This window comes from Nocardia transvalensis NBRC 15921, assembly GCF_000308875.1.
Taxonomy (GTDB): Bacteria; Actinomycetota; Actinomycetes; order Mycobacteriales; family Mycobacteriaceae; genus Nocardia; species Nocardia transvalensis.
This window is the reverse complement of record NZ_BAGL01000038.1, coordinates 65355-92151: the sequence shown is the minus strand read 5'-3', so window position 1 is coordinate 92151 and position 26797 is coordinate 65355. Positions and strand designations below refer to the sequence as shown.

Here is a 26797-nt window from a genome sequence, read left to right as displayed (position 1 = left end):
GAAACCCCATGAGACGCTCGATCCTCGTATTCGCCGCGCTGGCAACCGTTCTCGCCGCGACGGCCTGCGGCTCGGCCCCCGCCGTGAACGGCAATCTCACCGTCCGCAACTGCGACCGGGAGGTGAGCTTCCCGTCGCCCGCGCGACGGATGTTCGTCAACGACAGCAATATGATCTCGATGGCCCTGGCCCTCGGCGCCCAGGACCAGGTGGCGGCGGTGTCCAGCCTGGGCCGCGACGACGTCGGCCCCCTCCGGCGGCATTACGGGGACGCCGTGGATCACCTGAACCAGGCCGCCCCGGAGTCGCCGTCCCGCGAGACCGTGCTGGCCCAGCACCCCGACGTGATGGTCGCGGGCTGGAACTACGGCTACCGGGAGGCCACCGACCTCACCCCGGATTCCCTGCGCCAGAACGGAATCGCGGCGTACGTGCTCACCGAGAGCTGCCGGCAGCGCAGCGGCGAACAGGCCCGCGGGCTCGTCGACCCGTGGACTGCGCTGCGCACCGACCTCGGCAACCTCGGCGCGATCACCGGCCGCACCGACCGGGCGAGCGCCCTCGTCGCCGAGATCGACGGCCGGCTCGACGCCCTCCGCCGCGCCCCGCGCGCCGCACGGCCCCCGACGGTCTTCGTCTTCGACAGCGCCGCCGGCACGATCTTCTCCAGCGGCAGATTCGGTGGGCCCCAAGCGGTCCTGGACGCCGCGGGCGCGCGCAACGCGCTGGAGGATGTGAGCGATTCCTGGACCACGGTGTCCTGGGAGCGCCTGGCGGCCTCCGATCCGGACGCCATCGTCTTCGTCGACTACCCGCCGCAGACGTTTCGGCAGAAGGTGGAGCTGCTGCGGAACAAGCCCGGTATCGCGACTCTCCGCGCGGTGGCCGAGCAGCGCTTCTTCAACCTGCCCTACACGATGTGGACCAGCGGCCCGCTGAATATCGACGCCGCCGAGCAGGTGCGGGCGCGGCTGGAACGCTGGAACCTGCTGCCGCCCTCGGAGATCCGGCCGCGCGCCGACGACGAGGCGCGCTGACCCGGCCTCACCGCGCCGCCGCCGCGACGACCTCCTGGCTGCGGACCAGCCGCACGAACGGCACCACCTGCTGCTCGACGACCCGGTTGTACTCGCCGGGCTGCTGGATCGGATTGGCGTGCCCGGTGCCGTGGGTGAGCACCACGAGCAGCGTGCCGTTCACGCCGCCGACCTGTTCGACGAGGGCGCGGTGGGTGAACTCGTTGTCCACGATCGGATCCCGCTCCGGATTGGCCGGGCGCAGGAACGCGATCGCGGGGCGCGGCTTGCCGTTGACGGGTTTGGCCAGGGCGCGCAGATCGTCGATCGCGCCGCCGGCCACGATCGCCCGGAACTGGGATTCGATCAGGCCGTTGCTGGCCGAGTCGCGATTGCCGATCTTCTGCCGCAGCACCTCACCCACAGTGTCCCGCAGCCGGTCGAGGTGGACGCGTGGCGGCATGGTGTCACGGTCCGTGAAACGCTCACGGCGCGCGTAGGTCTCGGCGAGCAGGCGCAGGCTGCGGCTCTCCCGGATGCCGGGCAGCCAGCCGGTCCAGCGCAGCAGATCCTCGCCCTGGTTGCGACTCTCGGGGCGCACCGCGTTCAGGTCCACGGGGGTGCAGTCCAGCAGTACCGCGGAGAGGGTCAGGGGGCTGTCGACGTGGATGTGCTTGCCGATCTCGAGCGCGATCACCCCGCCCATGCTGTGGCCGACCAGCACCACGTTCTGGATCCGCGCCGCCTGGGTGACCTTGATGATGAGGTCGCCGATGACCTTCGTATCGATACCGGAATTGTCGTAGCGCACCGCCCACACCGATCCCAGCCGGGTCAGGGTGGGCAGCGCGCGGGCGGTGGCGCTGGCGTCCAGCGTGCCGAGGCCGGTGATGTCGAAGACCGCGGTGTTGCGGGCCTCGGGCGCGGGGGCCGCGATCGGCAGCACCGCCGGTTCGGTCCGGGCCAGCCGGGCGCGTTCCGGGCCGACGTCGACGGCCATGTACTGGGCGAACAGGATGAGCAGCAGAATCGGAACCAGCGCCAGCCGCAGCAGTACGAGACGCGTGCGACGCAGCCGCACCCACCCGTGCCCGAGCCTGGTTCCGGCAAGGCGGGCCCTCCGCCGCGCGTCGTCGTAGTCCGCGACGGTGGAAGGGGGCCGGTCCTCCAGATGCATCTCCATCCACTGTAGGACGGCCCCCGCGGGGTGATCATCTCCGGCGGCCACCCCGGTGATTCGTCACACACGAAGAGCCACCGTGCATCGTGCGGCGTCCCGCATCGGATCAGCGCAGATACCGATCGCGCCAGTCGTCCTCGAACCACCCCGGGGCGGCCTCGGCGAAGTGCCGCGCGTCCAGCCCGCCCGAATTCTCGGGGACCACGCCGACGACGTCGACCCCCGTCACCGCCGTCAGGTCGCTGCGATTGCAGAAGGACGCGAGGTCCGGTGCGGCGGGCCAGGATCCGATCACCAGGCCCGCGCAGGGCACACCCGCCGCGGTGAGGGCGCGCGTGGTGAGTTCGGTGTGATTCAGGGTGCCCAGGCCCGCGGCGGCCACCACGAGCACCGGTGCGCCGAGCTTCTGCGCGAGCTCGAGAACGGTGAAATCGCCCAGCCGGACCAGCACTCCGCCCGCGCCCTCCACCAGCGTGAGGTCCGCGTCCGCGAGCCCGTCGACGGCGGTGACCGTCTCGTCGAGGGTCAGCAGCGGCCGGCCCGCGCGGCGGGCGGCGGTGTCGGGCGCCAAAGGGTCGGGGTACCTGGCCAATTCGAGCGTCCGGTCCACACCGGCCAGCCGCTCGACCTCCGCCAGATCACCGGGCTCGCCGGGCCGTATCCCGGTCTGGGCCGGTTTGCACACGGCCACCGCGCGTCCGGCGGCGCGGGCGGCGGCCGCCAGCGCGGCGGTCACCACCGTCTTGCCGACCTCCGTGGAGGTCCCGGTCACGATCAGCACACTCATACCGCATCCTCTCCGTGCTACGCGGGGATCGCCTCGCGCGCCTCGGCCAGCACCTCGCCGAGAACCGTGGCGATGGCGGCCATCTCGTCGTCCCGCAGATCCGCGCGGGCGGTCAGCCGCAACCGGGACGTGCCCTCCGGCACCGACGGCGGGCGGAAGCAGCCCACGCTCAATCCCCGCTCGCGGCACGCCAGCGCGGCGTCGTGGGCGACCCGCGCCGCGCCCAGCACGACCGAGACCACGGCCGAATCCGGCTGCGGCGCACCGGAAATCCGCGCGATCGCGGTGGCGCGCTCCAGCACGCGGCCCGCCATCTCGGGCTCGCCGCGCAGTAAGCGCAGCGCCGCTCGAGCCGCCCCGACGGCCGCCGGGGCGAGCCCGGTGTCGAAGATGAAGGTGCGCGCCGCATCGATCAGGTGCGCGCGGACCCGTTCGGCGGCCAGCACCGCACCACCTTGCGCGGCAAGGGCTTTCGACAGCGTCGCGGTGACGATCAGATCCGGCTCCCCCGCCAGCCCGAGTTCGTGGACCAGCCCGCGCCCGCCCGCGCCGCGCACGCCGATCCCGTGCGCCTCGTCGACGATCAGCACCGCCCCGTTGGCCCGCACCACGCGATGCAGAGCGGCCAGCGGGGCGAGATCGCCGTCGGCGCTGAAGACGGAATCGGTCAGCACCACCGCCCGCTCCTCGTCGCGGCCGGACAGCAGCCGGTCGACGGCGGCCACGTCGCGATGCGGGGCGATCTCCACGCGCGCCCGCGACAACCGGCAGGCGTCGACCAGCGAGGCGTGACTGCCCGCATCGGACACCACCAGGGCACCACGCCCGGCCAGCGCCGTCACCACGCCGAGGTTGGCGGCGTACCCCGAGGCGAACACCAGACCCGATTCGGCGCCGACGAATTCGGCCAGTTCGTCCTCGAGCCGCTCGTGGTCGGCGGTCGTGCCGGTGACCAGCCGCGACCCGGTGGATCCGGCGCCCCACGTCCGCACCGCCTCGACCGCGCCCGCGATCACCTCGGGGTGCCGCGACAGCCCGAGGTAGTCGTTGGAGGCCAGGTCGATCAGCCCGGTCTCGGGCGCCCGCGGCCGCAGCTCCCGCCGCAGCCCGTCCCGCACCCGTTCCGCGGCCCGCGTATCCAACCAGCTCAACGGATCCACACTCACAGCACAGCAGCATACTTGAACGCCGTTCAGGACGGGGAGCGGGGATGCGCTCGGGAAGACGCCGCAGCCGAAATCTGGCAGCATCCCGGCGCATGAGTGTCACCCACGCCGTGCTTGCCCAGACCGTCGACGCCGCGCAGTACTACGAGGCCGCGGGTGTGCTGAAGAAGGTCCGCGACGCGGTGCTGATCTTCCTGCTCGTCATCTTCGTGATCGGTCTCCTCGTCGGCGGATTCGCGGGCTACCTGATCGGCAAGGCGGTGGAGCGGGCCCGGCACTGAGCCCGAAAGCCCAGGCGCGCAACGCCTTCAGGAGCCGGCCGCGGCCAGCACCCCGGCGGCGATGCGCGCCACCTCGTCGGCGCTGCTGACGAACGGCGGCATGGTGTAGACCAGGTTGCGGAAGGGCCGCAGCCACACTCCGGATTCGACGGCGGCGTGGGTGGCCTTGCGCATATCCACCGGGCTCTCGAGTTCGACGACGCCGATCGCGCCCTGGACCCGCACGTCCACCACGCCCGGAATCTCGTGCGCGGCAGCCAGTCCCGCGGTCAGCCCGGATTCGATGGCCGCCACCTCCGCCCGCCAGTCGCGCGAGCGCAGCAGGTCGATCGAGGCGACGGCGACCGCGCAGGCGAGCGGATTGCCCATGAACGTCGGCCCGTGCATGAGCCCGCCGTGCCCCGCGCTGATGGTCTCGGCGATCTCGGAGGTGCACAGGGCCGCGGCCAGCGTGAGGTACCCGCCCGTGAGCGCCTTGCCGACGCACAGCACATCCGGCCGCACGCCGACCCGGTCGGCCGCGAAAAACGTTCCGGTACGGCCGAATCCGGTGGCGATCTCGTCGAAGACCAGCAGCACGCCGTACTCGTCGCACAGCCGCCGCAGCTCGTTCAGGTAGCGCGGGTGGTGGAACCGCATGCCGCCCGCGCCCTGCACGATCGGCTCCACGATCACCGCCGCCATCTCGTCGGCATGCAGCGAGAACAGGCGCTCAAGTTCGCGAACGTAGTCGGGCTCATAGTCTTTCGGCGGCACCGGCGCGAAGATCTGCTCGGTGAGCACGTCGGTCCACAGCGAATGCATGCCGCCGTCGGGGTCGCACACGCTCATCGGGGTGAACGTGTCGCCGTGATATCCGCCGCGCCAGGTGAACAGCCGGCGCTTGCCCGGCCGCCCCCGCGCCCGCCAGTACTGGAGGCACATCTTCGCGGCGACCTCCACCGAGATCGAGCCGGAATCGCACAGGAACACCTTGTCCAGCCCCGCCGGGGTGACCTCGACGAGCAGTTCGCACAGCCGGGCCGCGGGTTCGTGGGTCAGCCCGCCGAACATGACGTGACTCATCCGCCCCGCCTGCTCCGCCAGTGCCGCGTCGAGCACCGGATGCCGGTAGCCGTGCACGGCCGCCCACCACGAACTCATCCCGTCGATCAGCTCCCGGCCGTCGGCGAGGGTGAGCCGGGTGCCGGCGGCGGACGCGACGACCAGCGGTTCGGTGGTCGCCGGGAAGCCGCCGTAGGGATGCCAGACATGGGCGGCGTCGAGTGCGGTGATCCGCTCGGGTGTCAGGGCCACGGGAAATCCTTCGCGCCAGGCGTCTTGAACGCCGTTCAAGTTACCACGGCGGCCGGAGGGGGAGTAATCTTTGACTCCGTCAAAGGATTGGGGTCATCACATGAGTACTACCGCCGCCCCCGCCGTGGAGGCCGAGCACATCTCCGCGGTCCGCGAGTTCAATCGCCGCTATACGCGCTTGATCGGCGTGCTGCACGAGCACCTGGTCGATACCGACTTCTCCCTCACCGAGGCGCGCGTCCTGTTCGAACTGGCCCACTTCGGGCCGGCCGAGGTGATCGGGCTGCGGCAGGGCCTCGGCCTGGATCCCGGCTACCTCAGCCGCATCCTGTCCCGGTTCGAGGAGGCCGGGCTGGTGCGGCGACAGCGCTCGGAGACCGACGGCCGCCGCCAGCTGGTCCGGCTCACCGAACAGGGCACGGCGGCCTTCGCCGACCTCAACGAGCGTTCCAGCCGCGATGTCGCCACCCTCCTCGACAACCATTCCGCCCCCGACCGCGATCGCCTCGTCAACGCCATGCGCACCATCGAACACATCCTCGACGGCCGCGCCGGCGCGCCGTTTACCGTCCGCGACCCCCGCCCCGGCGACTACGGCTGGGCCATCCAGCGCAACGCCGCCCTCTACGCCGCCGAATACGGCTGGGACGCCGACTACGAGACCCTGGTCACCCGCATCGTCGCCGACTACCTGGAAACCCGTGAGCCGCAGGCGGAACGGGCCTGGATCGCCGACCGCGACGGCGAACCGGTCGGCTGCGTCTTCTGCGTCCGCGAGGACGACACCACCGCCCGCCTCCGCCTGCTGCTGGTCGACCCGTCCGCCCGCGGCCTCGGCGTCGGCAGCGCCCTGGTCGAGGAATGCCTCCGCTTCGCCACCGCCGCCGGCTACCGCAGCATGGTCCTGTGGACCAACGACGTCCTCACCTCCGCCCGCCACATCTACGAACGCGCCGGCTTCGAACTCGTCGACTCCGAACCCCACCACAGCTTCGGCAAGGATCTCGTCGGCCAGACCTGGCGGCGGGCGTTGCGGTGAGAGGACTACTCGTCGATGAATGCCGAACCAGCACGGCGTAGCAGGCTGCGCAGGTCGGCGAGACCTTCGGCACTCAGATGCTCCCCCAGCCTGCGCTCGATGCCCGCGAGATGCCCCGCCGCGGCCTTCAGCGCGGCGGTCCCCGACTCCGTCACCATCACCACCCGTGCCCGGCGGTCGGACGGGTCCACGCGGCGCTCGACGTAGCCGCAGCGTTCCAGGTGGGTGACGAGTTCACCCATCGACTGCTGGGTCATGCCCGCGGCCTCGGCGAGGTCGCCGACGCGGGAGCCCGCGGGGTCCAGGTAGCGGAAGACCGCATAGTGGGCGGGGCGGAGGCTGTCGTCCAGCGTGGCGCGCAGGTGGCGGTCCAGGTCGGCCTCGACGGATCGGGTCAGCAGCGTGAGCAGTTTCAGCAGGCTGTGCCTCGAACACCACCTGCCCACGCCGGGGCGCGAGGCGGGCCGCACTGGCATCCGGTGCTCACCGAGCACTGGACCGTCCGCCGGGGTCGCGTCCGGTTCCGGATCGACGGCGCCGAAGTGATTGCCGCCCAAGGAGACTCGGCCACCGCACCCGCCGGGGTCGTGCACGAGTTCTGGACCGACGCGCCGGACACCGTGCTGGACCACGAGATCCGGCCGCCGCTGCGGCACTGGCAGATGTTCCGGCTCTGGCAGGCCCTCGACGCCGCCGGGAAGACCACGCGCGGCGGCGTCCCCCGCAACCCGCTCGCCCTCGCCCTGCTGTGGGACCACCAGGACGGGTACCTCGCCGGAATCCCGGCCGTCGCGCAGCGGGCCGTCCTCGGCGGCCTGGCCCGCCTGGCCCGCCGCCTCGGCTGCGAGCGCCGCTGGCTTTCCTGACGGCCACCGCCCGGACCTGCGACGACGCACCGCCCGCACCGGCCGGGGCCTCGCTGCGATTAGTGTCGTTGGCATGGTTCAGCCCAACCCGCTCGGTGACGTGGCCCCGCTGGGTGTGTGGCCCGGCGCCGCGTACCCGCTGGGCGCCACCTACGACGGGGCGGGCACCAACTTCTCGGTGTTCTCCGAGGTGGCCGAGCGCGTGGAGCTGTGCCTGATCGATCGCGCCGGCGCGGAGACCCGGATCCCGCTGGAGGAGGTCGACGGCGGCGTCTGGCACGCGTACGTGCCGACGATCGCGCCGGGGCAGCGCTACGGATTCCGCGTCCACGGACCCTTCGACCCCGCGCGCGGACAGCGCTGCGATCCGAGCAAGCTGCTGCTGGACCCGTACGGCAAGGCGTTCGCCGGGGAGTTCGGCAACGATCCCTCGCTCTACACCCACGGCCGGGATTCGCTGGGGCACACCATGACCGGCGTGGTGATCAACCCGTTCTTCGACTGGGCCGACGACCGCGCGCCCCGGCGGCCCTATCACGAGACCGTCATCTACGAGGCCCACGTCAAGGGCATGACCATGACGCACCCGCAGGTGCCCCGGGAATTGCGCGGCACCTACGCCGGGCTGGCCCATCCGGCGATCATCGACCACCTGAAGACGCTGGGCGTCACCGCGATCGAGCTGATGCCGGTGCACCAGTTCCTGCACGACCGCCTGCTGCTGGACCGGGGGCTGCGAAACTACTGGGGCTACAACAGCTTCGGCTACCTCGCCCCGCACCACGAATACGCGGCCGATCCGCGGGCCGGGTCGGCGGTCACCGAATTCAAGGCGATGGTGCGGGCGCTGCACGCCGAGGGCATCGAGGTGATCCTCGACGTGGTCTACAACCACACCGGCGAGGGCAACCACCTGGGCCCCACGATCTCCCTGCGCGGCATCGACAACGCGGCGTACTACCGCCTGCTCGAGGACGATCCCGAGCACTACATGGACTACACCGGTACCGGCAACAGCCTCAACGTGCGCCACCCGCACACCTTGCAGCTGATCATGGACTCGCTGCGCTACTGGGTGCTCGAGATGCACGTCGACGGCTTCCGCTTCGACCTCGCGGCGACGCTCGCGCGCGAACTGCACGACGTGGACCGGCTGTCCACCTTCTTCGATCTGGTCCAGCAGGATCCGGTGGTGAGCCAGGTGAAGCTGATCGCCGAACCGTGGGACGTCGGCGAGGGCGGCTATCAGGTGGGCAACTTCCCGGGCCTGTGGACGGAGTGGAACGGCAAGTACCGCGACACCGTGCGCGACTACTGGCGCGGCCGGCCGGCGACGCTGGGCGAGTTCGCCTCCCGGCTCACCGGCTCCTCGGACCTGTACGAGGCCACCGGCCGCCGCCCCGGCGCCAGCATCAACTTCGTCACCGCCCACGACGGGTTCACGCTGCGAGACCTGGTGTCCTACAACGACAAACACAATCGGGACAACGGCGAGGACAACCGCGACGGCGAGAATCACAACCGGTCCTGGAACTGCGGCGTCGAGGGCCCGACCGACGATCCGGAGGTCCTCGCGCTGCGAGAGCGGCAGAGCCGCAACATGATCGCCACGCTGGCGCTGTCGCAGGGCACGCCCATGCTGCTGCACGGCGACGAGATGGGTCGCACGCAGCAGGGCAACAACAACGCCTACTGCCAGGACTCCCCGCTGTCGTGGATGGATTGGTCGCTGGCGCACAAGAATTCGGATCTCCTGGAATTCACCGGAAACGCGTTCGGCCTGCGCGCCGCGCATCCGGTGTTCCGGCGGCGGCGTTTCTTCGACGGCCACCCCACCCCCGGTCACGATCACCCCGGCGATATCGCGTGGCTCACCCCGTCGGGCGAGGAGATGACCGCCGCCGACTGGGAGTCCGGCTTCGCCCGCTCGCTCGCGGTGTTCCTCAACGGCGACGCCATCGCCGAGCCGGGACCCCGCGGCGAGCGCGTACGCGACGATTCCTTCCTGCTGTGCTTCAATGCCCATGACTCCGCCATCGACTTCACCGTTCCCGGGACGGACTTCGGCGCCGAGTGGTCGGTCGCACTCGACTGTTCGACCCCCACCGGGCTCGTCCGAGCCACCCACGACGCCGCGAGCACCGTGGAGGTGCCCGCTCGCTGCCTGCTCGTTCTCCGCCGTACCTCATGACCATGATCGAAATCGAGATGACAGAACACCCCGAACACCGCACCGGCCCGGTCGCCCGCACCACCTCGGTGCGCAGCACCTACCGGCTGCAGCTGCGGCCGGATACGCTCACCTTCGCCGACGCCCGCACCATCGCGGAATACCTGCAGCAGCTGGGCGTCTCGCATCTGTACCTGTCGCCGATCATGACGGCGACGCCCGGCTCCACGCACGGCTACGACGTCACCGACCCCACCACGGTGTCGGCGGCCCTCGGCGGGCCGGGCGGGCTGAAGGCGCTGTCGGACGAGGTCCGCGGCCGGGGCATGGGCTTGATCGTCGACCTGGTCCCCAACCACGTGGGCGTGGGCGACGCCCGCCACAATCCGTGGTGGTGGGACGTCCTGCGTAACGGCCGGAAATCGCAGTTCGCGCACTGCTTCGACATCGACTGGAGCGCGGGCAACGGCGCGGGCGGCCGGCTGGCGCTGCCGGTGCTGCAGAGCGAGAACGACCCCGCCGCCCTCACCGTCGACCGCAGCGGCGCCGAGCCCATGCTGGCGCTGCACGATCTGCGCTTCCCCATCGCCCCGGGCACCGACGGCGAGAACGCCCTGCGCATCCACGACAAACAGCACTACCGCCTGGTCAGCTGGAAGGCCGGGATCTGCACCTACCGGCGGTTCTTCGCGGTCTCGAGCCTGGCGGCGCTGCGGCAGGAGGATCCGGCGGTCTTCGAGCTCACCCACCGCGAGCTCGCCGCCTGGTGCGAGCACGACCTGATCGACGGCGTGCGGGTCGATCACCCGGACGGGCTGTCCTATCCCGCGGCGTATCTGGCGAAACTGCGCCGGCTGATCGGCCCGCAGCGCCTGCTGCTGGTGGAGAAGGTGCTCTCCAGCCGCGAACCGCTCGACGCCACGCTGCCCATCGACGGCACCACCGGCTACGACGCGCTCGTGGAAGTAGGCGGGGTGCTGATCGATCCGGCGGGCGAGGCGACGCTGACCGGCCTGTCGCGCACGTTCTGCGGGCACGGCAGCAACGGCGCGTGGTTCGGCAACAACGAGCACCGCATCAAGCGGGCCGTGGCCGAGCGGATGCTGGTGCCGGAGGTGCGCCGGCTGGTGGCCGCGATCAAGCGCGACGCCGTGGTCGGCGGCTTCGACGCCGCGGCGATCAGCGATGTCGCGCTGACCAACGCCACCGTCGAGGTGCTGTCCTTCATGCCGGTCTACCGCACCGACTACGCGCCGCTGGCCGGGATGGCCGCCAATATCGTCGCCAAGGTCGGCAAGCGCAACCGCGAACTCACCGTCCCCCTGTCGGTGCTGGTGACGGCGCTGTCGGCGGGCGGCGAGGCGGCCGTGCGATTCCATCAGGTGTGCGGGGCGGTCGCGGCGAAGGCCGTGGAGGACACCATGTTCTACCAGGCGGCGCGGCTGGTGTCGCTGCAGGAGGTCGGCTGCAATCCGGCCCGCTTCGGCTACTCGCTGCTCGAATACCACCTGGCCAATACCGAACGCGCCAACCGCTGGCCGGCGACGATGACCACGCTGTCCACCCACGACACCAAGCGCGGCGAGGACGTGCGCGCCCGCATCGGGGTGCTGTCCCAGTTCCCCGACGTCTGGGTGCAGGCGGTGACGGCGTGGAACGAGATCACCCCGCCGCCCGACGGCGCGACCGGACTGTTCCTGTTGCAGAACATGTTCGGGGTGTGGCCCACCGAGGGCCGCCGCGCCGTCACCGGCCTACGCGAGCGGCTACACCTGTTCGCGGAGAAGGCGGTCCGCGAGGCGGGCACCCAATCCTCCTGGGAGGAGCCGGATTCCGAATTCGAGTCGAAGCTGCACCGCTGGGTGGACGCGGTGATCGACGGCCCGGTCGGCGCGGAACTCGACGCGCTGGCGGCCAAGCTGGCGCCGCACGCCTGGTCGGATTCGCTGGCGCAGAAGATATTGCAGCTGTGCGGTCCGGGCATCCCCGATCTGTACCAGGGCTGCGAGCTGTGGGAGGACTCGCTCGTCGACCCGGACAACCGCCGCCCGGTCGACTTCGGCCGTCGGCTCGCGATGCTGCAATCCCTCACCGGCACACCGGAACTGGAGCGCACCGGCGCGGCGAAGATGTGGGTCGTCGCCTATGCGCTGTGGTTGCGCCGCGAGCGGCCGGACTGTTTCGTCGGGGGCACCTACACCCCGCTGTTCGCCACCGGCGACAGCGCGGACCATCTCGTCGCCTACGCCCGGGGACGCGTGGGCGAGGCGCCGCAGGTGATCGTGGCCGCCACCCGTTACAGCGGAAGGCTCGCAGAGACCGGATGGGGCGATACCGTCCTCGATCTGCCCGAGGGCGCCTGGACCGACCGGCTGACCGGCAATTCCTTCTCCGGCCGGGCCCGGCTGGAGAAGCTGTTCACCCGGATGCCGGTCGCCCTGCTGGTCCGCTGATTCCCGGCGGCTCGCGCGACACACCGCGCGGGCTCGGTGCCGTTCGCCGCCGACCGCTCTAGAGTGCGAAACGTCACAAACCTATCGGTCTCATCACTGGTGGCGTGCGGGACGGCGTCCACCGCTCGACACGAGAGGTGGACCCATGCGCGTCGGCACCACGAGCCGGATGATCGCCGGATGCTGCGCGCTGGTCGCGGCGGCGAGCGGACCGGCCGCCGCCGAACCGGCGCGGTCCCCCGATCTCCCGCTGCCGGGGAGCCTGGTCGCCGCGATCGCCCGTGACCTCCGCATCGATGCACGCGAATACGTGGCGCGCGCCGGCACGGCCGAGCGCCTCACCGGCTTCGAAACCCTTGCCGGCCTGGCCTATCCGCGCGTCTTCGCGGGTGTGCGGATGGACGGCACGCACGGCGTCGTCGCCGTGGCCGAGGGCATCGGCGCGGCCGACGCCCGCCACGCCGCCGAACAGGCCGGATTCACCGTCGAATCCGCGGCCGAGAGTATGGCCGCGCTGCTGACCCGGCGTGGCGCGTTCGAACGCTGGCTGGCGGAGCAACCGGCCGCCGTCACCGACGGGATCCGCGGCTACGGCATCGACGTCGAGCACAACGCCCTCACCGTGCGCGTCGTCGCGGGAACGCGGCTTCCCGCCGAGGCGGGAAGCGTGCGCACGGTGCCCGACGACCGCCCGCGAACCGGCCCCGGGCCGGAGGACACGCCCCCGGGGATCGGGTTCGAGTCCGAGGCCGACGCCGATTTCATCGGCGGGCAGCCCTTCGGCGTGAACTACCGCGGCCACACGCCGCGCTGCACCCTGGGCTTCAACGGCGCGGATGCCGACGGTCACGCCGTCAATATCACCGCGGGACACTGCGATCCGAACAACTGGTTCGATCCGGCCGCGAGCGGCGATCCGCAACCGGTCTACGAGATCGGCGCGGACGGCCGCGCCGGGACGGTCGGCCATTTCACCGAATCGGAACTGGGACCGCACGATTGGGGTGTGATCCGGGTCGCCGACTCGTACGCGTCCCGGTTCCGGAACAACCTCGTCTCGACGCGGTCGGTCCCCGGTGCGGAGAACGACCCGGCCGACGGCCCGCAGCTCGTGCGCGCCGCGACCGAGACCCTCACCATCGACGGGACGGCCGACCCGGTGGCGGGCGCGCCGGTGTGCAAGACCGGGCTCATGACCGGATACACCTGCGGGACGGTGGACAGCGTCGACCAGACCTTCCTCATCGCGGGCGTTCCCGGTGACGAGCAACGGCCCGTCCGGATCGAGAACATGTTCACCACCGGCCTGTGCAGCCGCCGCGGCGACAGCGGCGGCCCGGTCTTCATGGGCTCGAAGGCCGTGGGCCTGACCAGCTCCGGCAAAGCCGACGAGACCCTGCCGGCGCCGCGGTGCGGCCCCGCCCCGCTGCACATCGTTCAGCCCATCGGCGTCGTCCTGCGCGAGAATCCGGGGCTGAGCGTCCGCACCGAGTGAGCGCCTACGCGCTCACCGCCTCTTCGATCGGAGCCTCCGGCGCCCGGTCGACGTTCTCGACCGGTTCGACCGGCAGCGCCTTGCCCTGTTCGGCGAGTTCGCGCTGCCACCGTTCGAGATTCGGCGGCCGGTAGTCGTCGCAGACCTCGACCGTGGTGGACAGGTAGACCTTCTTGTCCTCCGGCTCCTGCAGGCGGCGCCAGAAGTCCGAGTAGTAGCGCGGGTTGCGCGGATTCACCAGCAGGCCCAGCATATTCAGGATCCGGTACCCGAGCGGCAGCGCGTTGTTCGGCCGCGCGACGGTGTCGACCGCCGGGCGCGCTCCCAGCCCCATCAGCTGCTCGAGCCGTTCCCGGTCGAACTCCAGGCCCTGCGCGGCGGCCTCGTCCACCATCCACCGCAGTGTCAGATCCGACAGCCGGGTGTCGGCGTTGCCGCCGCCGATATCGCCGTGGCCGCCCTTGAACCACACCTGTTTCACGCGGTTCGGGCTCTGGTGTTCCACGCCCGCCTCGTCGGTCACCTCCCACAGGCAGGGGGCGAAGATGCGGCGGCGCTCGTCGATGGCCAGCGCCTGCCGGGCGCAGTGCACGTGCGGGGACAGCCGCAGATCGTGGAAGCGGTACCGCCACGAGGTCAGCCCCGGCACGCCCATCGCGCCGACGGTGTCGAAGACGCCGATGAACTTGATCGGCACCGGGTAGACGCAGTTCTGCTTGCGGAAATCCACCCAGTGCTGCGGATCCGGGTCGTCCGGATGCCGCTTGCGCTCCCGGTAGATCTTGTTGGCCTCCGGGTACTGCTTGCCGATCATCGCCTCGGCCTTCAGCAGCCCCAGGCGATGGATCATCCCGGCCACACTGCGCGCGGTGTAGGCGCCGCGGCTGAAGCCGAAGATGTAGATCTCGTCGCCGGGTTCCCAGTTCAGCGCCAGCTGCCAGTACATGGTGGACACGTTGGCGTCCAGGCCGAGCCCGAACGCGCCACCGAGCACCTTGTCGGTCAGGTACCCCTTCGACCCCGGGCCGTCCGCGTAGAAAACCCGTTGTCCCACATGCTCGCCGGTGTCCAGGGTGGTCCCCAGCCGTAGCGATTCCGCGATCTTGACGACATTGCTGACAGTCGGATTGCTCTCGGACCCCCACGTGCCGTCACAGCACACAACCAGACGTTTCATGTCATTGATCCTCCCGCCCCGTATTCCACGGATCCTGCGTAGCGAACTACTCGATTCATCGCCCGCAGCCGGTCCGGACGTTAATTCTTTCCGCACATTCGTCTCGGCTCCGGGGAATCCATGGGGAAACATTAGGTGTCACAGCGACGACTCGCCCGGTTTGCGGCGAAATCACCGGCGCGACGGGCCGATTGCCATCCGGCGGACAATGCCTGGTCACCTGGGCGTCACGTAAAGACGTTGTCCGGCAACCCGAGTCGCTCAGGCGAGGCGGCGGGCGATGGCGTACAGGTCGCGGGCGGGCCCGGTGAGCTGCTGACCGGTCGGCCAGACCGCGCGCAGGGTGCGGGTCAGTTCGGCGTCCGAGATCGCCGGGGACACCAGGGTTCCCGCCGCCACCTCTGCCGCCACGGCCAGCGAGCTGAGCACGGCCGGCCCGACACCGGAGGCCACGGCGGATTTGATGGCGGTGGTCGAGGACAGCTCGAGCGCGACCGGCGGCCGCGCGCCGGGGACGCCGGCCGCCACCGCCCGCTCGAACCAGGTCCGGGTGCCCGAGCCGGTTTCGCGCTGGATCAACGGCGTGGCGGCGAGTTCGCGCAGCGTCACCGTCCCGCGGCGGGCCCACGGGTGTCGCGGCGGGACCACGGCCACCAGGCGGTCGCGCGCCACGGGGTGGCTCTGCAGGCCGCGGGCGGCCCGCGGGCTCTCGATGAATCCCAGGGCCGCGCGGCCGTCCAGGACGGCGGCCCCGACCTCCGTGGAATTCCCCGACTCCAGCGCGATCGTGGCGTCGGGGGCGGCGATCCGCATCCGGGTCAGCCAGCCGGGGAACAGATACTCCGCGACGGTCTGGCTGGCCGCCACCCGCAGCCGCGAATCCCGTTGCGCGCGTAGCGTATCGATGCCCGCGTCCAGCCGGGCGGCGGCATCTATCACCCCGCGCGCCCACTCCGCGATCAGCGCGCCGGCGGCCGTCGGCCGCGAGCCGAGCGTGGTCCGCTCCAGCACCGGCATCCCCACCAGCTTCTCCAGATAGCGGATGCGCGAGGACGCCGACGGCTGGCTGATCCCGTGCGCCTGCGCGGCCCGCCCGAGACTCCCCAGCTCGACGACCGACAGCAGCAGATCGAGTGCGGTCAGATCCGGGACTCGCGGCGACAGCGGCATAGGCCCAGCCTATGTGCGCGTAGCGGCCACGGGACATAGAACCGATCTATGCACCCATCGAATCGGCGCAGCTACCCGGAACACGCGGCGCGGACGAGGCTGAGTGCCATGAGGCAGCGAGTTTCCGGCGAGGGAGCGATCCGATGACCGTGATGACAGGCGCGCGGGTCGCCGAACACTCGGCGCTGCGGCACCTGGGCCCCAACTGGTTCGCGGCGGTCATGGGCACCGGCATCGTCGCCACGGCGGCGGCGGGCCTGCCGGTACAGGTCCCGGGCCTGCACGACGCCGCCCTGGCCTGCTGGGCGCTGGCCGCGGCGCTGCTGATCGTGCTGACCGCGGCCTTCGTGACGCAGTGGCGGCGCTACCCGGCCACCGCGCGCGGGCACGCCGGCCATCCGGTCATGGCCCACTTCCTCGGCGCGCCGCCGATGGCGCTGCTGACCGTGGGCGCGGGCACGCTGCTGCTCGGCGCGGACGTGATCGGCTCGACCGCGGCGGTCGTCGTCGACTGGGTGCTGTGGTCACTGGGCACGGCGCTGGGCCTGTGGACGGCCGCCGCGGTGCCGTATCGCATGATCACCCGCCATCGCCTCGCCCCGGACGCGGCGTTCGGCGGCTGGCTGATGCCGGTGGTGCCACCGATGGTGTCGGCCGCGACGGGCGCGCTGCTGGTCCCGCATACCCCGGCCGGTCAGTGGCGGCTAACCCTGCTGCTGGCGTGCCTGGCCATGTTCGGGCTGAGCCTCATCGCGGCCCTCGTCACGATCACCATGATCTGGTCGCGGCTGGTGCACTTCGGCACGCCGGCGGGAGGCATGGTGCCGACGCTGTGGATCGTGCTCGGCCCGCTGGGCCAGTCGGTGACCGCGGCCGGGCTGCTCGCCGACGCCGGACCGGCGGCCCTGCCCGGACCGGAAGCCCGCGGCCTGCTGGTGTTCTCGGTCCTCTACGGCATCGCCACCTGGGGTTTCGCGATGCTGTGGCTGGCACTCGCGCTGGCGGTGACCGTGCGCACGCGGCGTGCCGGTGATCTCCGATTCGCCCTGACCTGGTGGGGATTCACCTTCCCCCTCGGCACCTGCGTCACCGGCAGCACGGTCCTCTACCACCACACCGGCGCGAACCTGTTCGCCGCGGCGGCGGTCGGGCTGTCGCTCCTGCTGGTGGCCGCCTGGGCGGTGGTCGCGTCGCGCACCCTGCGGGGCGTCGCCGACGGCACACTGCTCCGGCCCGCCGTTTGAGCAGCCGGGACGCGGGTAGTGCGGACGTCGAGACAGCCGACGAACAGAGGAGGAACCGTGTCCGAAGACCTCGAGGGTATGCGCGTCCTGATCATCACCTCGAATGCCGGCGTCGAGCACGACGAACTCGTGATCCCGCGCGACCGGTTGCGCGAGCGCGGCGCGCGGGTGACCCACGCGGCGGTCGAGAGCGACGGTGTGAAGACCTATCGCCACGACCTCGAGCCCGACAGCACCGAACAGCCCGATACGACGCTCGACGCGGTACACCCCGCCGACTTCGACGTGCTGGTGATCCCCGGCGGCACCGTCAACGCCGATACGCTGCGGACCGCCCCGGGCGCCGCCGACCTGGCCCGCGAATTCGCCGGGGCCGGTAAGCCGATCGCGGCCATCTGCCACGGCCCGTGGGTCCTGGTCGAGGCCGACCTGCTGCGCGGCCGGACGCTGACCTCCTACCCGTCGCTGCGCACCGACATCGTCAACGCGGGCGGCGAGTGGGTCGATCGCCCCGCGGCGCTGTCGGACGACAACGGCTGGACGTCGATCACGTCCCGCAACCCGCACGACCTCCCCGACTTCGTCGACGCGATCACGGGCATCCTGGCGGGCGCGCGAACCGGCTAGCCGCCGTACCGGTGCGGAGTGATCGCGGGCGCGCCGACTGCTAGCCGCCGTACCTGTGCACGGTGAACGCGACCTCACCGGATTCGGGGACGTGGCCCGCGCTGGTGGTCACCGTGCCGACGAAGTTGCCGATACCGGGCGAGAAGATCGCGGACCGGCCGTCGTTGCCCCAGTAGCCGGGTCCGCTGGCGTGCTGGGTCTTGGTGCCGGTCTCACCGGTGTCGACATTGCGCCAGTTCAGGGTGACGTCGAGGGAGCACGGACCGACGCCGATCAGGGTGGCCGAGACGGTGAATCCGGCCGAACTCGGATAGGTGTCGCCCCCGACCGACGAGTCGACGACCGCCACGCACGGCCCGTTGGTCAGCGAGTAGATCTTGGTGAACTTGCCGCCGTTGGTGTCGGCGGAAGCCGGTGCGGCCGTGCCGATCACCGCCGCCGCGGCGGTGAGGCCCACCGCGGACAGTGCTGTCAGAGATCCGATGGAACGCATCATGTACCCCACGTGGTCGATGAGTGTTACGAGCGGAAGTTCGTGCGACGCTACCATTCGGCAGCGATCCCCGGAGGGCGGTCGCGCGCCCCCGCTTCCAGGGGGATCCGGGCTCCGACACGGCCGCACCGCTATCACATGGGCGTTTACGGAAAGGGCTGTGGGCTAAGGAGAAACGTGTCGGTGGGGAGGCATAATCTCTAGCCGTGCCAGCCTCGGGATTCGTACACCTCCACAACCACACCGAGTACTCGATGCTCGACGGCGCGGCGAAGATCACGCCGCTGTTCAAAGAGGCCGAGCGGCTCGGCATGACCGCCGTCGGCATGAGCGACCACGGCAACATGTACGGCGCCTCGGAGTTCTACAACTCGGCCAAGAAGCAGGGCATCAAGCCGATCATCGGCATCGAGGCCTACATCGCCCCCGCGTCCCGCTTCGACACCAAGCGCATCCAGTGGGGCGACCCGAGCCAGAAGGGCGACGACGTCTCCGGTTCGGGCGCCTACACCCATATGACGATGATCGCGGAGAACGCGACCGGCCTGCGCAACCTGTTCAAGCTGTCGTCGCTGGCCTCCATCGAGGGCCAGCTCGGCAAGTGGGCGCGTATGGACGAGGAGATCATCGCCCAGTACGCCGAGGGCATCATCGCCACGACCGGCTGCCCGTCCGGCGAGGTGCAGACCCGGCTGCGGCTGGGCCACGAGCGCGAGGCCCTGGAGGCGGCGGCCAAGTGGCAGGAGATCTTCGGCAAGGAGAACTTCTTCCTGGAGCTGATGGACCACGGCCTGTCCATCGAGACCCGGGTGCGCGAGGGCCTGCTCGAGATCGGCCGCAAACTGGACATCCCGCCGCTGGCCACCAACGACTGCCACTACGTGCACGAGTCCGACTCGACCAACCACGAGGCGCTGCTGTGCATCCAGACCGGTAAGACCCTGTCCGACCCGAACCGCTTCAAATTCGGCGGCAGCGGCTACTACCTCAAGTCCGCCGACGAGATGCGCGCCCTGTGGGATTCCGAGGTCCCCGGCGCCTGCGACAACACGGTCCTCATCGGCGAGCGCGTGCAGTCCTACGAGGAGGTCTGGGCCCATCGCGACCGGATGCCGGTCTTCCCGGTCCCCGAGGGCGAGGACCAGGCCAGCTGGCTGCGTCACGAGGTCAAGCGCGGGCTGGAGCGCCGCTTCCCCGACGGCGTGGGCCAGGAGTACATCGACCGTGCCGACTTCGAGCTCGACGTCATCATCCAGATGGGCTTCCCGGCCTACTTCCTGGTCGTCGGCGACCTGATCAACCACGCGAAGGAGGTCGGCATCCGGGTCGGCCCCGGCCGCGGTTCGGCGGCCGGGTCGCTGGTCGCCTTCGCGATGGGCATCACCAACCTGGACCCGATCCCGCACGGTCTGCTGTTCGAGCGCTTCCTCAACCCGGAGCGCGTGTCGATGCCCGATATCGATATCGACTTCGACGATCGCCGCCGCGGTGAGATGGTGCGCTACGCCACCGAGAAGTGGGGCACCGACAAGGTCGCCCAGGTGATCACCTTCGGCACCATTAAAACCAAAGCGGCGCTGAAGGATTCGGCCCGCGTGCAGTTCGGCCAGCCCGGCTTCGCGATCGCCGACCAGATCTCCAAGGCGCTGCCGCCGCCGATCATGGCCAAGGACATCCCGCTGTCCGGGATCATGGATCCCGAGCACGAGCGGTACAAGGAGGCCACCGAGGTCCGGGAGCTGATCAACACCAACCCGGACGTCAACAAGATCTACGAGACCGCCCGCGGCCTGGAGGGCCTGATCCGCAACGCCGGCGTGCACGCCTGCGCGGTCATCATGTCCTCCGAACCGCTGATGGACGCGATCCCGCTGTGGAAGCGCGCCCAGGACGGTGCGATCATCACCGGCTGGGACTACCCGTCGTGCGAGGCCATCGGCCTGCTGAAGATGGACTTCCTGGGCCTGCGCAACCTCACCGTGATCGGTGACTGCCTGGAGAACATCAAATCCAACCGCGGCATCGATCTCGACCTGGAGAATCTGCCGCTCGAGGACCCGCCCACCTACGAGCTGCTGGCCCGCGGCGACACCCTCGGCGTGTTCCAGCTCGACGGCGGCGCCATGCGCGACCTGCTGCGGCGCATGCAGCCCACCGGCTTCGAGGACATCGTCGCCGTGCTCGCGCTGTACCGCCCCGGCCCGATGGGCATGAACGCGCACAACGACTACGCCGACCGCAAGAACGGGCGGCAAGAGGTCAAGCCCATCCACCCGGAGCTGGAAGAGCCGCTGAAGGAAATCCTGGCCGACACGTTCGGTTTGATCGTGTACCAGGAGCAGATCATGCAGATCGCGCAGAAGGTCGCCGGGTACTCCCTCGGCCGAGCCGATATCCTGCGCCGCGCCATGGGTAAGAAGAAGGCCGAGGTCCTCGAGGCCGAATTCGAGGGCTTCGAAAAGGGCATGCAGGACAACGGCTATTCCAAGGCCGCCATCAAGGCCCTGTGGGACACCATCCTCCCGTTCGCCGGATACGCGTTCAACAAGTCGCACGCCGCCGGCTACGGCCTGGTGTCGTTCTGGACCGCCTATCTCAAGGCCAACTACAAGGCCGAGTACATGGCCGGCCTGCTCACCTCCGTCGGCGACGACAAGGACAAGGCCGCCGTCTATCTCGCCGACTGCCGCCGCCTCGGCATCCAGGTGCTGCCGCCCGACGTCAACGAGTCCGAGCACAACTTCGCCTCGGTCGGCAACGACATCCGTTTCGGCATGGGCGCGGTCCGCAACGTCGGCGCCAACGTGGTGGCCTCCATCATCGCCGCCCGCCGGGAGAAGTCGAAGTTCACCGACTTCTCCGACTACCTGAACAAGATCGACGCCGTCGCCTGCACCAAGAAGGTCACCGAATCCCTGATCAAGGCGGGCGCTTTCGACTCCCTCGGGCATCCGCGCAAGGGCCTGATGCTGGTGCATTCCGACGCCATCGACGCGGTGATGGCCACCAAGAAGGCCGAGGCGATCGGTCAGTTCGACCTGTTCGGCGGGCTCGACGACGGCGACGACGCGGTCGCGGGCGTCTTCGACGTCAAGGTGCCCGACGAGGAGTGGGACAGCAAGCACAAGCTGGCGCTCGAGCGGGAGATGCTGGGCCTCTACGTGTCCGGGCATCCGCTCGACGGTGTCGCCCACGTCCTGGCCGCCCAGGCCGACACCCCGATCCCCGCCATCCTCGAGGGCGATGTGAAGGACGGCGCGCAGGTCACCATCGGCGGCATCCTCGCCTCGGTCACCCGCCGCATCAACAAGAACGGAATGCCCTGGGCCTCCGCGCAATTGGAGGACCTCACCGGTGGCATCGAGGTGCTGTTCTTCCCGCAGTCCTATTCGGTCTACGGCATGGACGTCGTGGAGGACGCCGTGGTCCTGGTCAAGGCCCGCGTCTCCGCCCGCGACGACCGCATCTCCCTGATCGCCAACGACCTGGCCGTCCCCAACCTCTCCGCGATCGGCGTCGAGAAGCCCCTGGCGGTCACCATCCCCACCCGCCTGTGCACCCCCGACAAGATCACCGCCCTCAAGCGGGTCCTCACCAGCCACCCGGGCCCCGCCGACGTCCACATCCGCCACGTCGGCTCCCGCGAACGCACCACCATGCTCAAACTCGCCGACAACCTCCGCGTCTCCCCGTCCTCGGCCCTGATGGGCGACCTCAAGGCCCTCCTGGGCCCGGGCTGCCTGCTGAGCTGAGCGCTACAGCCAGGTGGAATCGCCGAAGACGGCGCCGCTGTCGTCGACCTCGGCGGACTTGGCGTACAGGTAGGTGAACTGGCGGATCGCTACCGGGCCGCTGCATGCGTTAACGATGATGTGGAAGTCGCGGACGACGGTCTGGACGACCTTGCCGGGGATGAGTTCCTTCTCGGCGACCGGGACTTCCGACACCTCGCCGGGGCTGAGGTTCAGGGTGACGATCGGGTTGGGGTTCGCGAGGATGTGCGGGGAGGGCACCTCGCCGCCCTCGATACCGGCCTCGAGGTCGGGGGTGGCGCCGAATTGGCCGGGGCCGACGGTGACCGCGCATCCGACGTGGTAGCCGGTCTTGAGCACGCCCCCGGCCGGTCCGTCGACCCGGCCCCAGGCGACGTGGCCGACCAGCGCCTCGCGCGTGGTGCCCACCATGTTCAGCGGCGGGAGGCGGTTGACGTTCTCGTCGTGGACGCCGACGGTGAAACTGCCGAAGGCCGACGGGAAGGTCTTCTCGCGCGGCGGTAGCTGCTCGACGTCGGCGCGGGCGAGCGGCGCACCCACGAGCGCGGCGGCGGCCGCGGCCGCACACGCCTTCACCAGAGCAGACACCATAGGCCGAACAGTAGTAGCAAAAAGCTATCCGACCAGGGAACGACACACGTCACGCATTCCGGCGGGACCGGCTGTGCGCGCAAACATCCGAGCGCGAACGTCAGGTTCGCGGCGCGGCCGTACTCCCCCGCACGATCAGCGTCGGCACCACCGGCGCCGGGTCCGGGACCGTGCCCTCGGCCTCCAGCAGTTGCAACAGCAGCCCGATACTGCGCCGCCCGACCTCGTCGAAGTCCTGCCGGACGGTGCTCAGCGGCGGCGACAGATAGGCCGCCTCCGGGATGTCGTCGAAGCCGACCACCGAGATGTCTCGGGTACCGAGATACCGCGCTCGGCGAAGGCGCGCAGCAATCCGAGCGCCATCTGGTCGTTGGCGGCGAAGACCGCCGTCACGCCCGGCTGCGCGGCCAGTACCAGACCCGCCTCGTACCCCGAGCGCGCGCTCCAGTCGCCGCCGATCGGCGGCGGCACGGTCGCACCGGCGGCCTCGAGCGTGCCCCGCCAGCCCTCGATCCGGTCGCGGGCCTCCAGCGAATCGCTCGGTCCCGACACGTGCCACACCGTCTCGTGGCCCAGATCCAGCAGGTGCCGCACGGCCAGGCGGACGCCCTCGAACTGATCGACCGCCGCCGACGGCAGCGGCGCGTCCTGCCCGGCCTCGACGGCGACCGCGACCGGCCGCTCGGGCAGATTGTGCAGGGCGGCCGCCGCGGCGATCTGCGGGGCGATGATGATCACCCCGTCCACGCCCTGATCGGCGAGCGTATCCACCGCCGCCAGCACCCCGCCGCGGTCGACCCGCTCGAGCGTGACGATGCTGACGCCGTAACCCGAAGCGCGCGCGGCCCTTTCGATGCCCAGCATCATGCACGCGGGACCGTAGAGAATGGTGTCGAAGGTGACCACGCCGAGGACCTTCGACCGCCGGCTCACCAGCCCGCGCGCCATCGCATTGGGCCGGTACCCGAGTTCGGCCACCGCCTCGAGCACCTTCTGCTTGGTCTCGGGCCGCACCTGCGGGCTGCCGTTGAGTACCCGCGAGACCGTCTGATGTGAGACGCCCGCCAGCTTCGCGACATCGGTCATCACCGCCGGCCGGCCCCCCGTCGCCCGTTCGGGGGCGCGTCCGTTCCTGCTCACATTCCTGCCTTCCGGGCCACTGTGCCGCTACGGCCCCGGTTGTTCCCGAATTCAGGTTAGCGTTCCCGCGCGGTTACCCGGCGGGACCGTCGGCGACGGCCGTCGAAAGCGATTGCCCGTCAACAGCTGTCGATGGCACCGAACCCCGTCGAACGTGCCCGTATCCCTGTGTTAACGCTAACACTTCGACCGGCGGACCGGCGCTCTTTCCGAGAACCACGACGATCAGGGGGACTGCGACGGCCCGGGCGGGCGGAGGCCCTACGTCCGGGCGGCGCGGACCGCGCCGACGGCCCAGCGCAGGGCCGACAGCGACGCACCGGCGAGCACGGCCACCTGCAGCGAACCGGTGACCACGGCCAGGACCAGGCAGACAATCGCCCCCAGCGCGAGGGCCTCCAGTTTGTAGACCGGCCACGGCGTGCCCGCGATGTCGATCGTCCGCCCGGGGGCGATCGCGGGAGCTGAGGTGGGGTCTACCACTGCCATGTCGTCAGGGTACACGGACGGCCAAGTTCGGTCTACCGAACATTTTCGTCCCAGGAATATCCGAGAGGTTGCCGGGCATTGTCAGGGGCATGCCATTGACAGGAGAGTACGAACCCAGCACCTCTGACTGGGCCCGCAAGCAGGCCGAGAAGTACGAGGCCTCGAACGGCACCGACGCCACCACTATCAAGGGCAAGCCGATCATCCTGCTCACCACGCGCGGCGCCAAGACCGGCAAGCTGCGCAAGACCGCGCTGATGCGGGTCGAGCACGACGGCGAGTACGCGGTGGTCGCCTCGCTCGGCGGGGCGCCGAAGAATCCCGTCTGGTACCACAACATCAAGGCCGATCCGCACGTCGACCTGCGCGACGGCGAGGTGATCAAGGACTACACCGCCCGCGAGGTATTCGGCGAGGAGAAGGCCGTGTGGTGGAAGCGCGCGGTCGAGGCCTGGCCCGACTACGCGGACTACCAGAAGAAGACGGACCGCGAGATCCCGGTCTTCGTCCTCACCCCGCGGTGAAAAGCGCCCCGCGGGGAACGGTCGGCGCTCCCTGCGGGGAACACCACTTCCTGCGGGGTGCGGGGCATCCCGCACCCCGCAGGACCGTGGGCATTCACCTCTCCCCCCGCCCGGTTAGCATGTTCGGGTGTCCAACCCGCTTGATGTCGCCGAGAAAGTTGCCGGTCCGCTGCCAGAACTGAGCGCGGACGAGATCGATGCGGCCGCCAAGCGAATTTCCGAGATCATCGAGCCGACGCCGCTGCAGCGCATCGAGCGGTTGTCGGCGCTGTCGGGAGCGGACGTCTACGTCAAGCGCGAGGATCTGACCGCGGTCCGGTCCTACAAGCTGCGCGGGGCCTACAACCTGATCCTGCAACTGTCCGACAGCGAGCGCGCGGCCGGTGTGGTGGCGGCCAGCGCCGGCAATCACGCCCAGGGCGTCGCCTATGCCTGTAAGACGATGGGCATCCAGGGCCGCATCTACGTCCCGACCACGACCCCGAAGCAGAAGCGCGACCGCATCCGCGCGCACGGCGGGCAGTTCGTCCAGCTCATCGCCATCGGCGACACCTACGACGCCGCGGCCGCCGCGGCCGCCGACGACGTGGCGCGCACGGGCGCGACCACGGTGGCCCCGTTCGACGATCCGCGCACCGCGGCCGGTCAGGGCACCATCGCCGCGGAGATCCTGGAGCAGATCGGCGGCACGCCCGATCTGGTGATCGTGCCGGTCGGAGGCGGCGGCTGCCTGGCCGGGATCGGCACCTATCTGCGCGAGCGCTCCCCGGCCACCGCGATCCTCGGGGCGGAACCGGCGGGCGCGGCGTCCATGACCGCGGCGCTTGTGGCCGGTGGCCCGGTCACGCTGCCGGAGATCGATCCGTTCGTCGACGGCGCGGCGGTGCGGCGCATCGGCGATCTGCCGTACGCGGCGGTGTCGAAGTTCGGCGGCCGGGTCCGCTCGCACGGTTCGCTGCCGCTGCTGACCGCGACCGAATCCCCCAGGGGCGCCGGATCTTTCCGCCTGATGCAGGTGGACGAGGGCGCGATCTGCACCGCGATGCTCGAGCTGTATCAGAACGAGGGCATCATCGCCGAGCCCGCCGGCGCGCTGGCGGTCGCGGCGCTCGCCGAGATCCGGATGGAGCCCGGCGCGACGGTGGTCTGCCTGCTGTCGGGCGGCAACAACGACGTGTCGCGCTACGGCGAGGTCATCGAGCGCTCGCTGGTGCACCGGGGCCTGAAGCACTACTTCCTGGTGGACTTCCCGCAGGAGCCGGGGGCGCTGCGCCGCTTCCTCGACGAGGTACTCGGCCCCGACGACGACATCACCCTGTTCGAATACGTCAAGCGCAACAACCGGGAGACCGGCGCGGCGCTGGTCGGCATCGAACTGGGCGCCCCCGACGGCCTGGGCCCGCTGCAGAAGCGCATGCACGACTCGCCCATCCAGTGCGAGCGCCTGGACCCCGGCTCCCCCGCCTACCGCTACCTCACCTAGTCGTAGTACGGCAGGAAGCAGGCCGGGTCGTTACTGGATCCGAACTGGCAGTGCCAGTCCGGAATCCCCGAGCCGGTGCCGATCGCGCGCAGGTGATCGGCGATCTGCTCGAGGACGCCCGGCTGCGGGGCCTCCGCGGAGGCGGTCGCGGCGCCGGTGACCAGCGCGGCGGCGAGCATCGAGCCGGCGGCGGCGGCGCGAATCGTGGTACGCACGAAGGAACTCTCGATCTGTAGCGGCCCCGCCCGTTCGGGCGGGACGTCGGAAATCGTCCCCCGGCACTGTAACGGCATCGCCCGCGCGGGGAGACCCCCCAATCTTGCCGGGGGAAGAGCAA

23 protein-coding genes and 1 pseudogene are annotated in these 26797 nt (G+C 70.4%); 12 read left to right on the top strand and 12 right to left on the bottom strand.

Features of this window, described 5'->3' with window-relative positions; all coding sequences use genetic code 11:
- The first annotated feature begins 8 nt into the window (after positions 1–8).
- On the top strand, positions 9–1037 hold the full coding sequence (locus ON41_RS12385) for an ABC transporter substrate-binding protein (protein ID WP_040747711.1): 1029 nt from the start codon (positions 9–11) through the stop codon (positions 1035–1037).
- A gap of 7 nt (positions 1038–1044) precedes the next feature.
- On the opposite strand, the gene ON41_RS12380 is transcribed toward ON41_RS12385, so the two are convergent.
- The 3 genes from ON41_RS12380 to ON41_RS12370 form a co-directional block, all read right to left on the bottom strand.
- A complete protein-coding gene (locus tag ON41_RS12380; protein ID WP_085995663.1) occupies positions 1045–2193 on the bottom strand; it encodes an alpha/beta fold hydrolase in 1149 nt (382 codons plus the stop codon).
- Positions 2194–2302: 109 nt separating this feature from the next.
- A complete protein-coding gene (bioD, locus tag ON41_RS12375) occupies positions 2303–2983 on the bottom strand; it encodes a dethiobiotin synthase (RefSeq protein WP_040747709.1) in 681 nt (226 codons plus the stop codon).
- Positions 2984–3000: 17 nt separating this feature from the next.
- On the bottom strand, positions 3001–4149 hold the full coding sequence (locus tag ON41_RS12370; RefSeq protein WP_040747708.1) for an 8-amino-7-oxononanoate synthase: 1149 nt from the start codon (positions 4147–4149) through the stop codon (positions 3001–3003).
- Positions 4150–4241: 92 nt separating this feature from the next.
- Between ON41_RS12370 and ON41_RS12365 the strand changes: the two genes are divergently transcribed.
- Positions 4242–4430, top strand: coding sequence for a hypothetical protein (locus ON41_RS12365; RefSeq protein ID WP_040747707.1), 189 nt, complete (start codon positions 4242–4244; stop codon positions 4428–4430).
- Between the two features lie 27 nt (positions 4431–4457).
- Here the strand turns inward: ON41_RS12365 and ON41_RS12360 are convergent, their stop codons facing one another.
- A complete protein-coding gene (locus ON41_RS12360; protein WP_040747706.1) occupies positions 4458–5726 on the bottom strand; it encodes an adenosylmethionine--8-amino-7-oxononanoate transaminase in 1269 nt (422 codons plus the stop codon).
- Positions 5727–5826: 100 nt separating this feature from the next.
- On the opposite strand from ON41_RS12360, the gene ON41_RS12355 reads away from it, so the two are divergent.
- Positions 5827–6765 (top strand): bifunctional helix-turn-helix transcriptional regulator/GNAT family N-acetyltransferase, encoded by a 939-nt coding sequence (locus ON41_RS12355; protein ID WP_040747705.1) that lies wholly within the window; start codon positions 5827–5829, stop codon positions 6763–6765.
- Positions 6766–6770: 5 nt separating this feature from the next.
- Here ON41_RS12355 and ON41_RS38930 read toward each other — a convergent pair whose 3' ends face one another.
- A complete protein-coding gene (locus ON41_RS38930; protein ID WP_051161299.1) occupies positions 6771–7241 on the bottom strand; it encodes a MarR family winged helix-turn-helix transcriptional regulator in 471 nt (156 codons plus the stop codon).
- Positions 7242–7244: 3 nt separating this feature from the next.
- On the opposite strand from ON41_RS38930, the gene ON41_RS12350 reads away from it, so the two are divergent.
- From ON41_RS12350 to ON41_RS12335, 4 genes are all read left to right on the top strand, one after another.
- Positions 7245–7631, top strand: a complete 387-nt coding sequence (locus ON41_RS12350; protein ID WP_246829513.1) for a cupin domain-containing protein — start codon at positions 7245–7247, stop codon at positions 7629–7631.
- Positions 7632–7704: 73 nt separating this feature from the next.
- Positions 7705–9822, top strand: a complete 2118-nt coding sequence (gene glgX / locus ON41_RS12345; RefSeq protein WP_040747704.1) for a glycogen debranching protein GlgX — start codon at positions 7705–7707, stop codon at positions 9820–9822.
- Positions 9823–9839: 17 nt separating this feature from the next.
- Entirely contained in the window at positions 9840–12254 is a 2415-nt protein-coding gene (treY, locus tag ON41_RS12340) for a malto-oligosyltrehalose synthase (RefSeq protein WP_051161297.1), read from the top strand.
- A gap of 145 nt (positions 12255–12399) precedes the next feature.
- Positions 12400–13749, top strand: a complete 1350-nt coding sequence (locus ON41_RS12335; protein WP_040747703.1) for a S1 family peptidase — start codon at positions 12400–12402, stop codon at positions 13747–13749.
- A gap of 4 nt (positions 13750–13753) precedes the next feature.
- Here the strand turns inward: ON41_RS12335 and ON41_RS12330 are convergent, their stop codons facing one another.
- Positions 13754–14926, bottom strand: coding sequence for a T6SS phospholipase effector Tle1-like catalytic domain-containing protein (locus ON41_RS12330; protein ID WP_051161278.1), 1173 nt, complete (start codon positions 14924–14926; stop codon positions 13754–13756).
- A gap of 261 nt (positions 14927–15187) precedes the next feature.
- The gene (locus ON41_RS12325; RefSeq protein ID WP_040747702.1) at positions 15188–16096 is read right to left on the bottom strand and encodes a LysR family transcriptional regulator; all 909 of its coding nucleotides are present in this window, start codon (positions 16094–16096) and stop codon (positions 15188–15190) included.
- Positions 16097–16239: 143 nt separating this feature from the next.
- Between ON41_RS12325 and ON41_RS12320 the strand changes: the two genes are divergently transcribed.
- On the top strand, positions 16240–17340 hold the full coding sequence (locus ON41_RS12320; protein ID WP_085995661.1) for a TDT family transporter: 1101 nt from the start codon (positions 16240–16242) through the stop codon (positions 17338–17340).
- Positions 17341–17397: 57 nt separating this feature from the next.
- Positions 17398–17967, top strand: a complete 570-nt coding sequence (locus tag ON41_RS12315; RefSeq protein WP_246829512.1) for a type 1 glutamine amidotransferase domain-containing protein — start codon at positions 17398–17400, stop codon at positions 17965–17967.
- A 40-nt stretch (positions 17968–18007) separates the two neighbouring features.
- On the opposite strand, the gene ON41_RS12310 is transcribed toward ON41_RS12315, so the two are convergent.
- Positions 18008–18463, bottom strand: a complete 456-nt coding sequence (locus ON41_RS12310; protein ID WP_246461692.1) for a hypothetical protein — start codon at positions 18461–18463, stop codon at positions 18008–18010.
- A 203-nt stretch (positions 18464–18666) separates the two neighbouring features.
- Between ON41_RS12310 and dnaE the strand changes: the two genes are divergently transcribed.
- Positions 18667–22212 carry a DNA polymerase III subunit alpha gene (dnaE, locus tag ON41_RS12305; RefSeq protein ID WP_040747701.1) on the top strand — a complete coding sequence of 1182 codons (3546 nt, stop codon included), beginning with the start codon at positions 18667–18669 and terminating at the stop codon, positions 22210–22212.
- A gap of 3 nt (positions 22213–22215) precedes the next feature.
- Here the strand turns inward: dnaE and ON41_RS12300 are convergent, their stop codons facing one another.
- From ON41_RS12300 to ON41_RS12290, 3 genes and pseudogenes are all read right to left on the bottom strand, one after another.
- A complete protein-coding gene (locus tag ON41_RS12300) occupies positions 22216–22824 on the bottom strand; it encodes an MspA family porin (RefSeq protein WP_040747700.1) in 609 nt (202 codons plus the stop codon).
- A 100-nt stretch (positions 22825–22924) separates the two neighbouring features.
- Positions 22925–23910: pseudogene (locus tag ON41_RS12295) on the bottom strand (LacI family DNA-binding transcriptional regulator).
- A 315-nt stretch (positions 23911–24225) separates the two neighbouring features.
- Complete coding sequence (locus ON41_RS12290) at positions 24226–24453, bottom strand: hypothetical protein (protein WP_051161277.1); 228 nt, start codon at positions 24451–24453, stop codon at positions 24226–24228.
- Positions 24454–24542: 89 nt separating this feature from the next.
- On the opposite strand from ON41_RS12290, the gene ON41_RS12285 reads away from it, so the two are divergent.
- Together ON41_RS12285 and ilvA are read left to right on the top strand one after the other, a co-directional pair.
- Complete coding sequence (locus ON41_RS12285; RefSeq protein WP_040747699.1) at positions 24543–24977, top strand: nitroreductase family deazaflavin-dependent oxidoreductase; 435 nt, start codon at positions 24543–24545, stop codon at positions 24975–24977.
- A 127-nt stretch (positions 24978–25104) separates the two neighbouring features.
- Positions 25105–26460, top strand: a complete 1356-nt coding sequence (gene ilvA / locus ON41_RS12280) for a threonine ammonia-lyase IlvA (protein WP_040747698.1) — start codon at positions 25105–25107, stop codon at positions 26458–26460.
- On the opposite strand, the gene ON41_RS12275 is transcribed toward ilvA, so the two are convergent.
- Positions 26457–26675 carry a hypothetical protein gene (locus ON41_RS12275; protein WP_040747697.1) on the bottom strand — a complete coding sequence of 73 codons (219 nt, stop codon included), beginning with the start codon at positions 26673–26675 and terminating at the stop codon, positions 26457–26459. The genes ilvA and ON41_RS12275 overlap by 4 nt on opposite strands.
- Positions 26676–26797 lie beyond the last annotated feature (122 nt).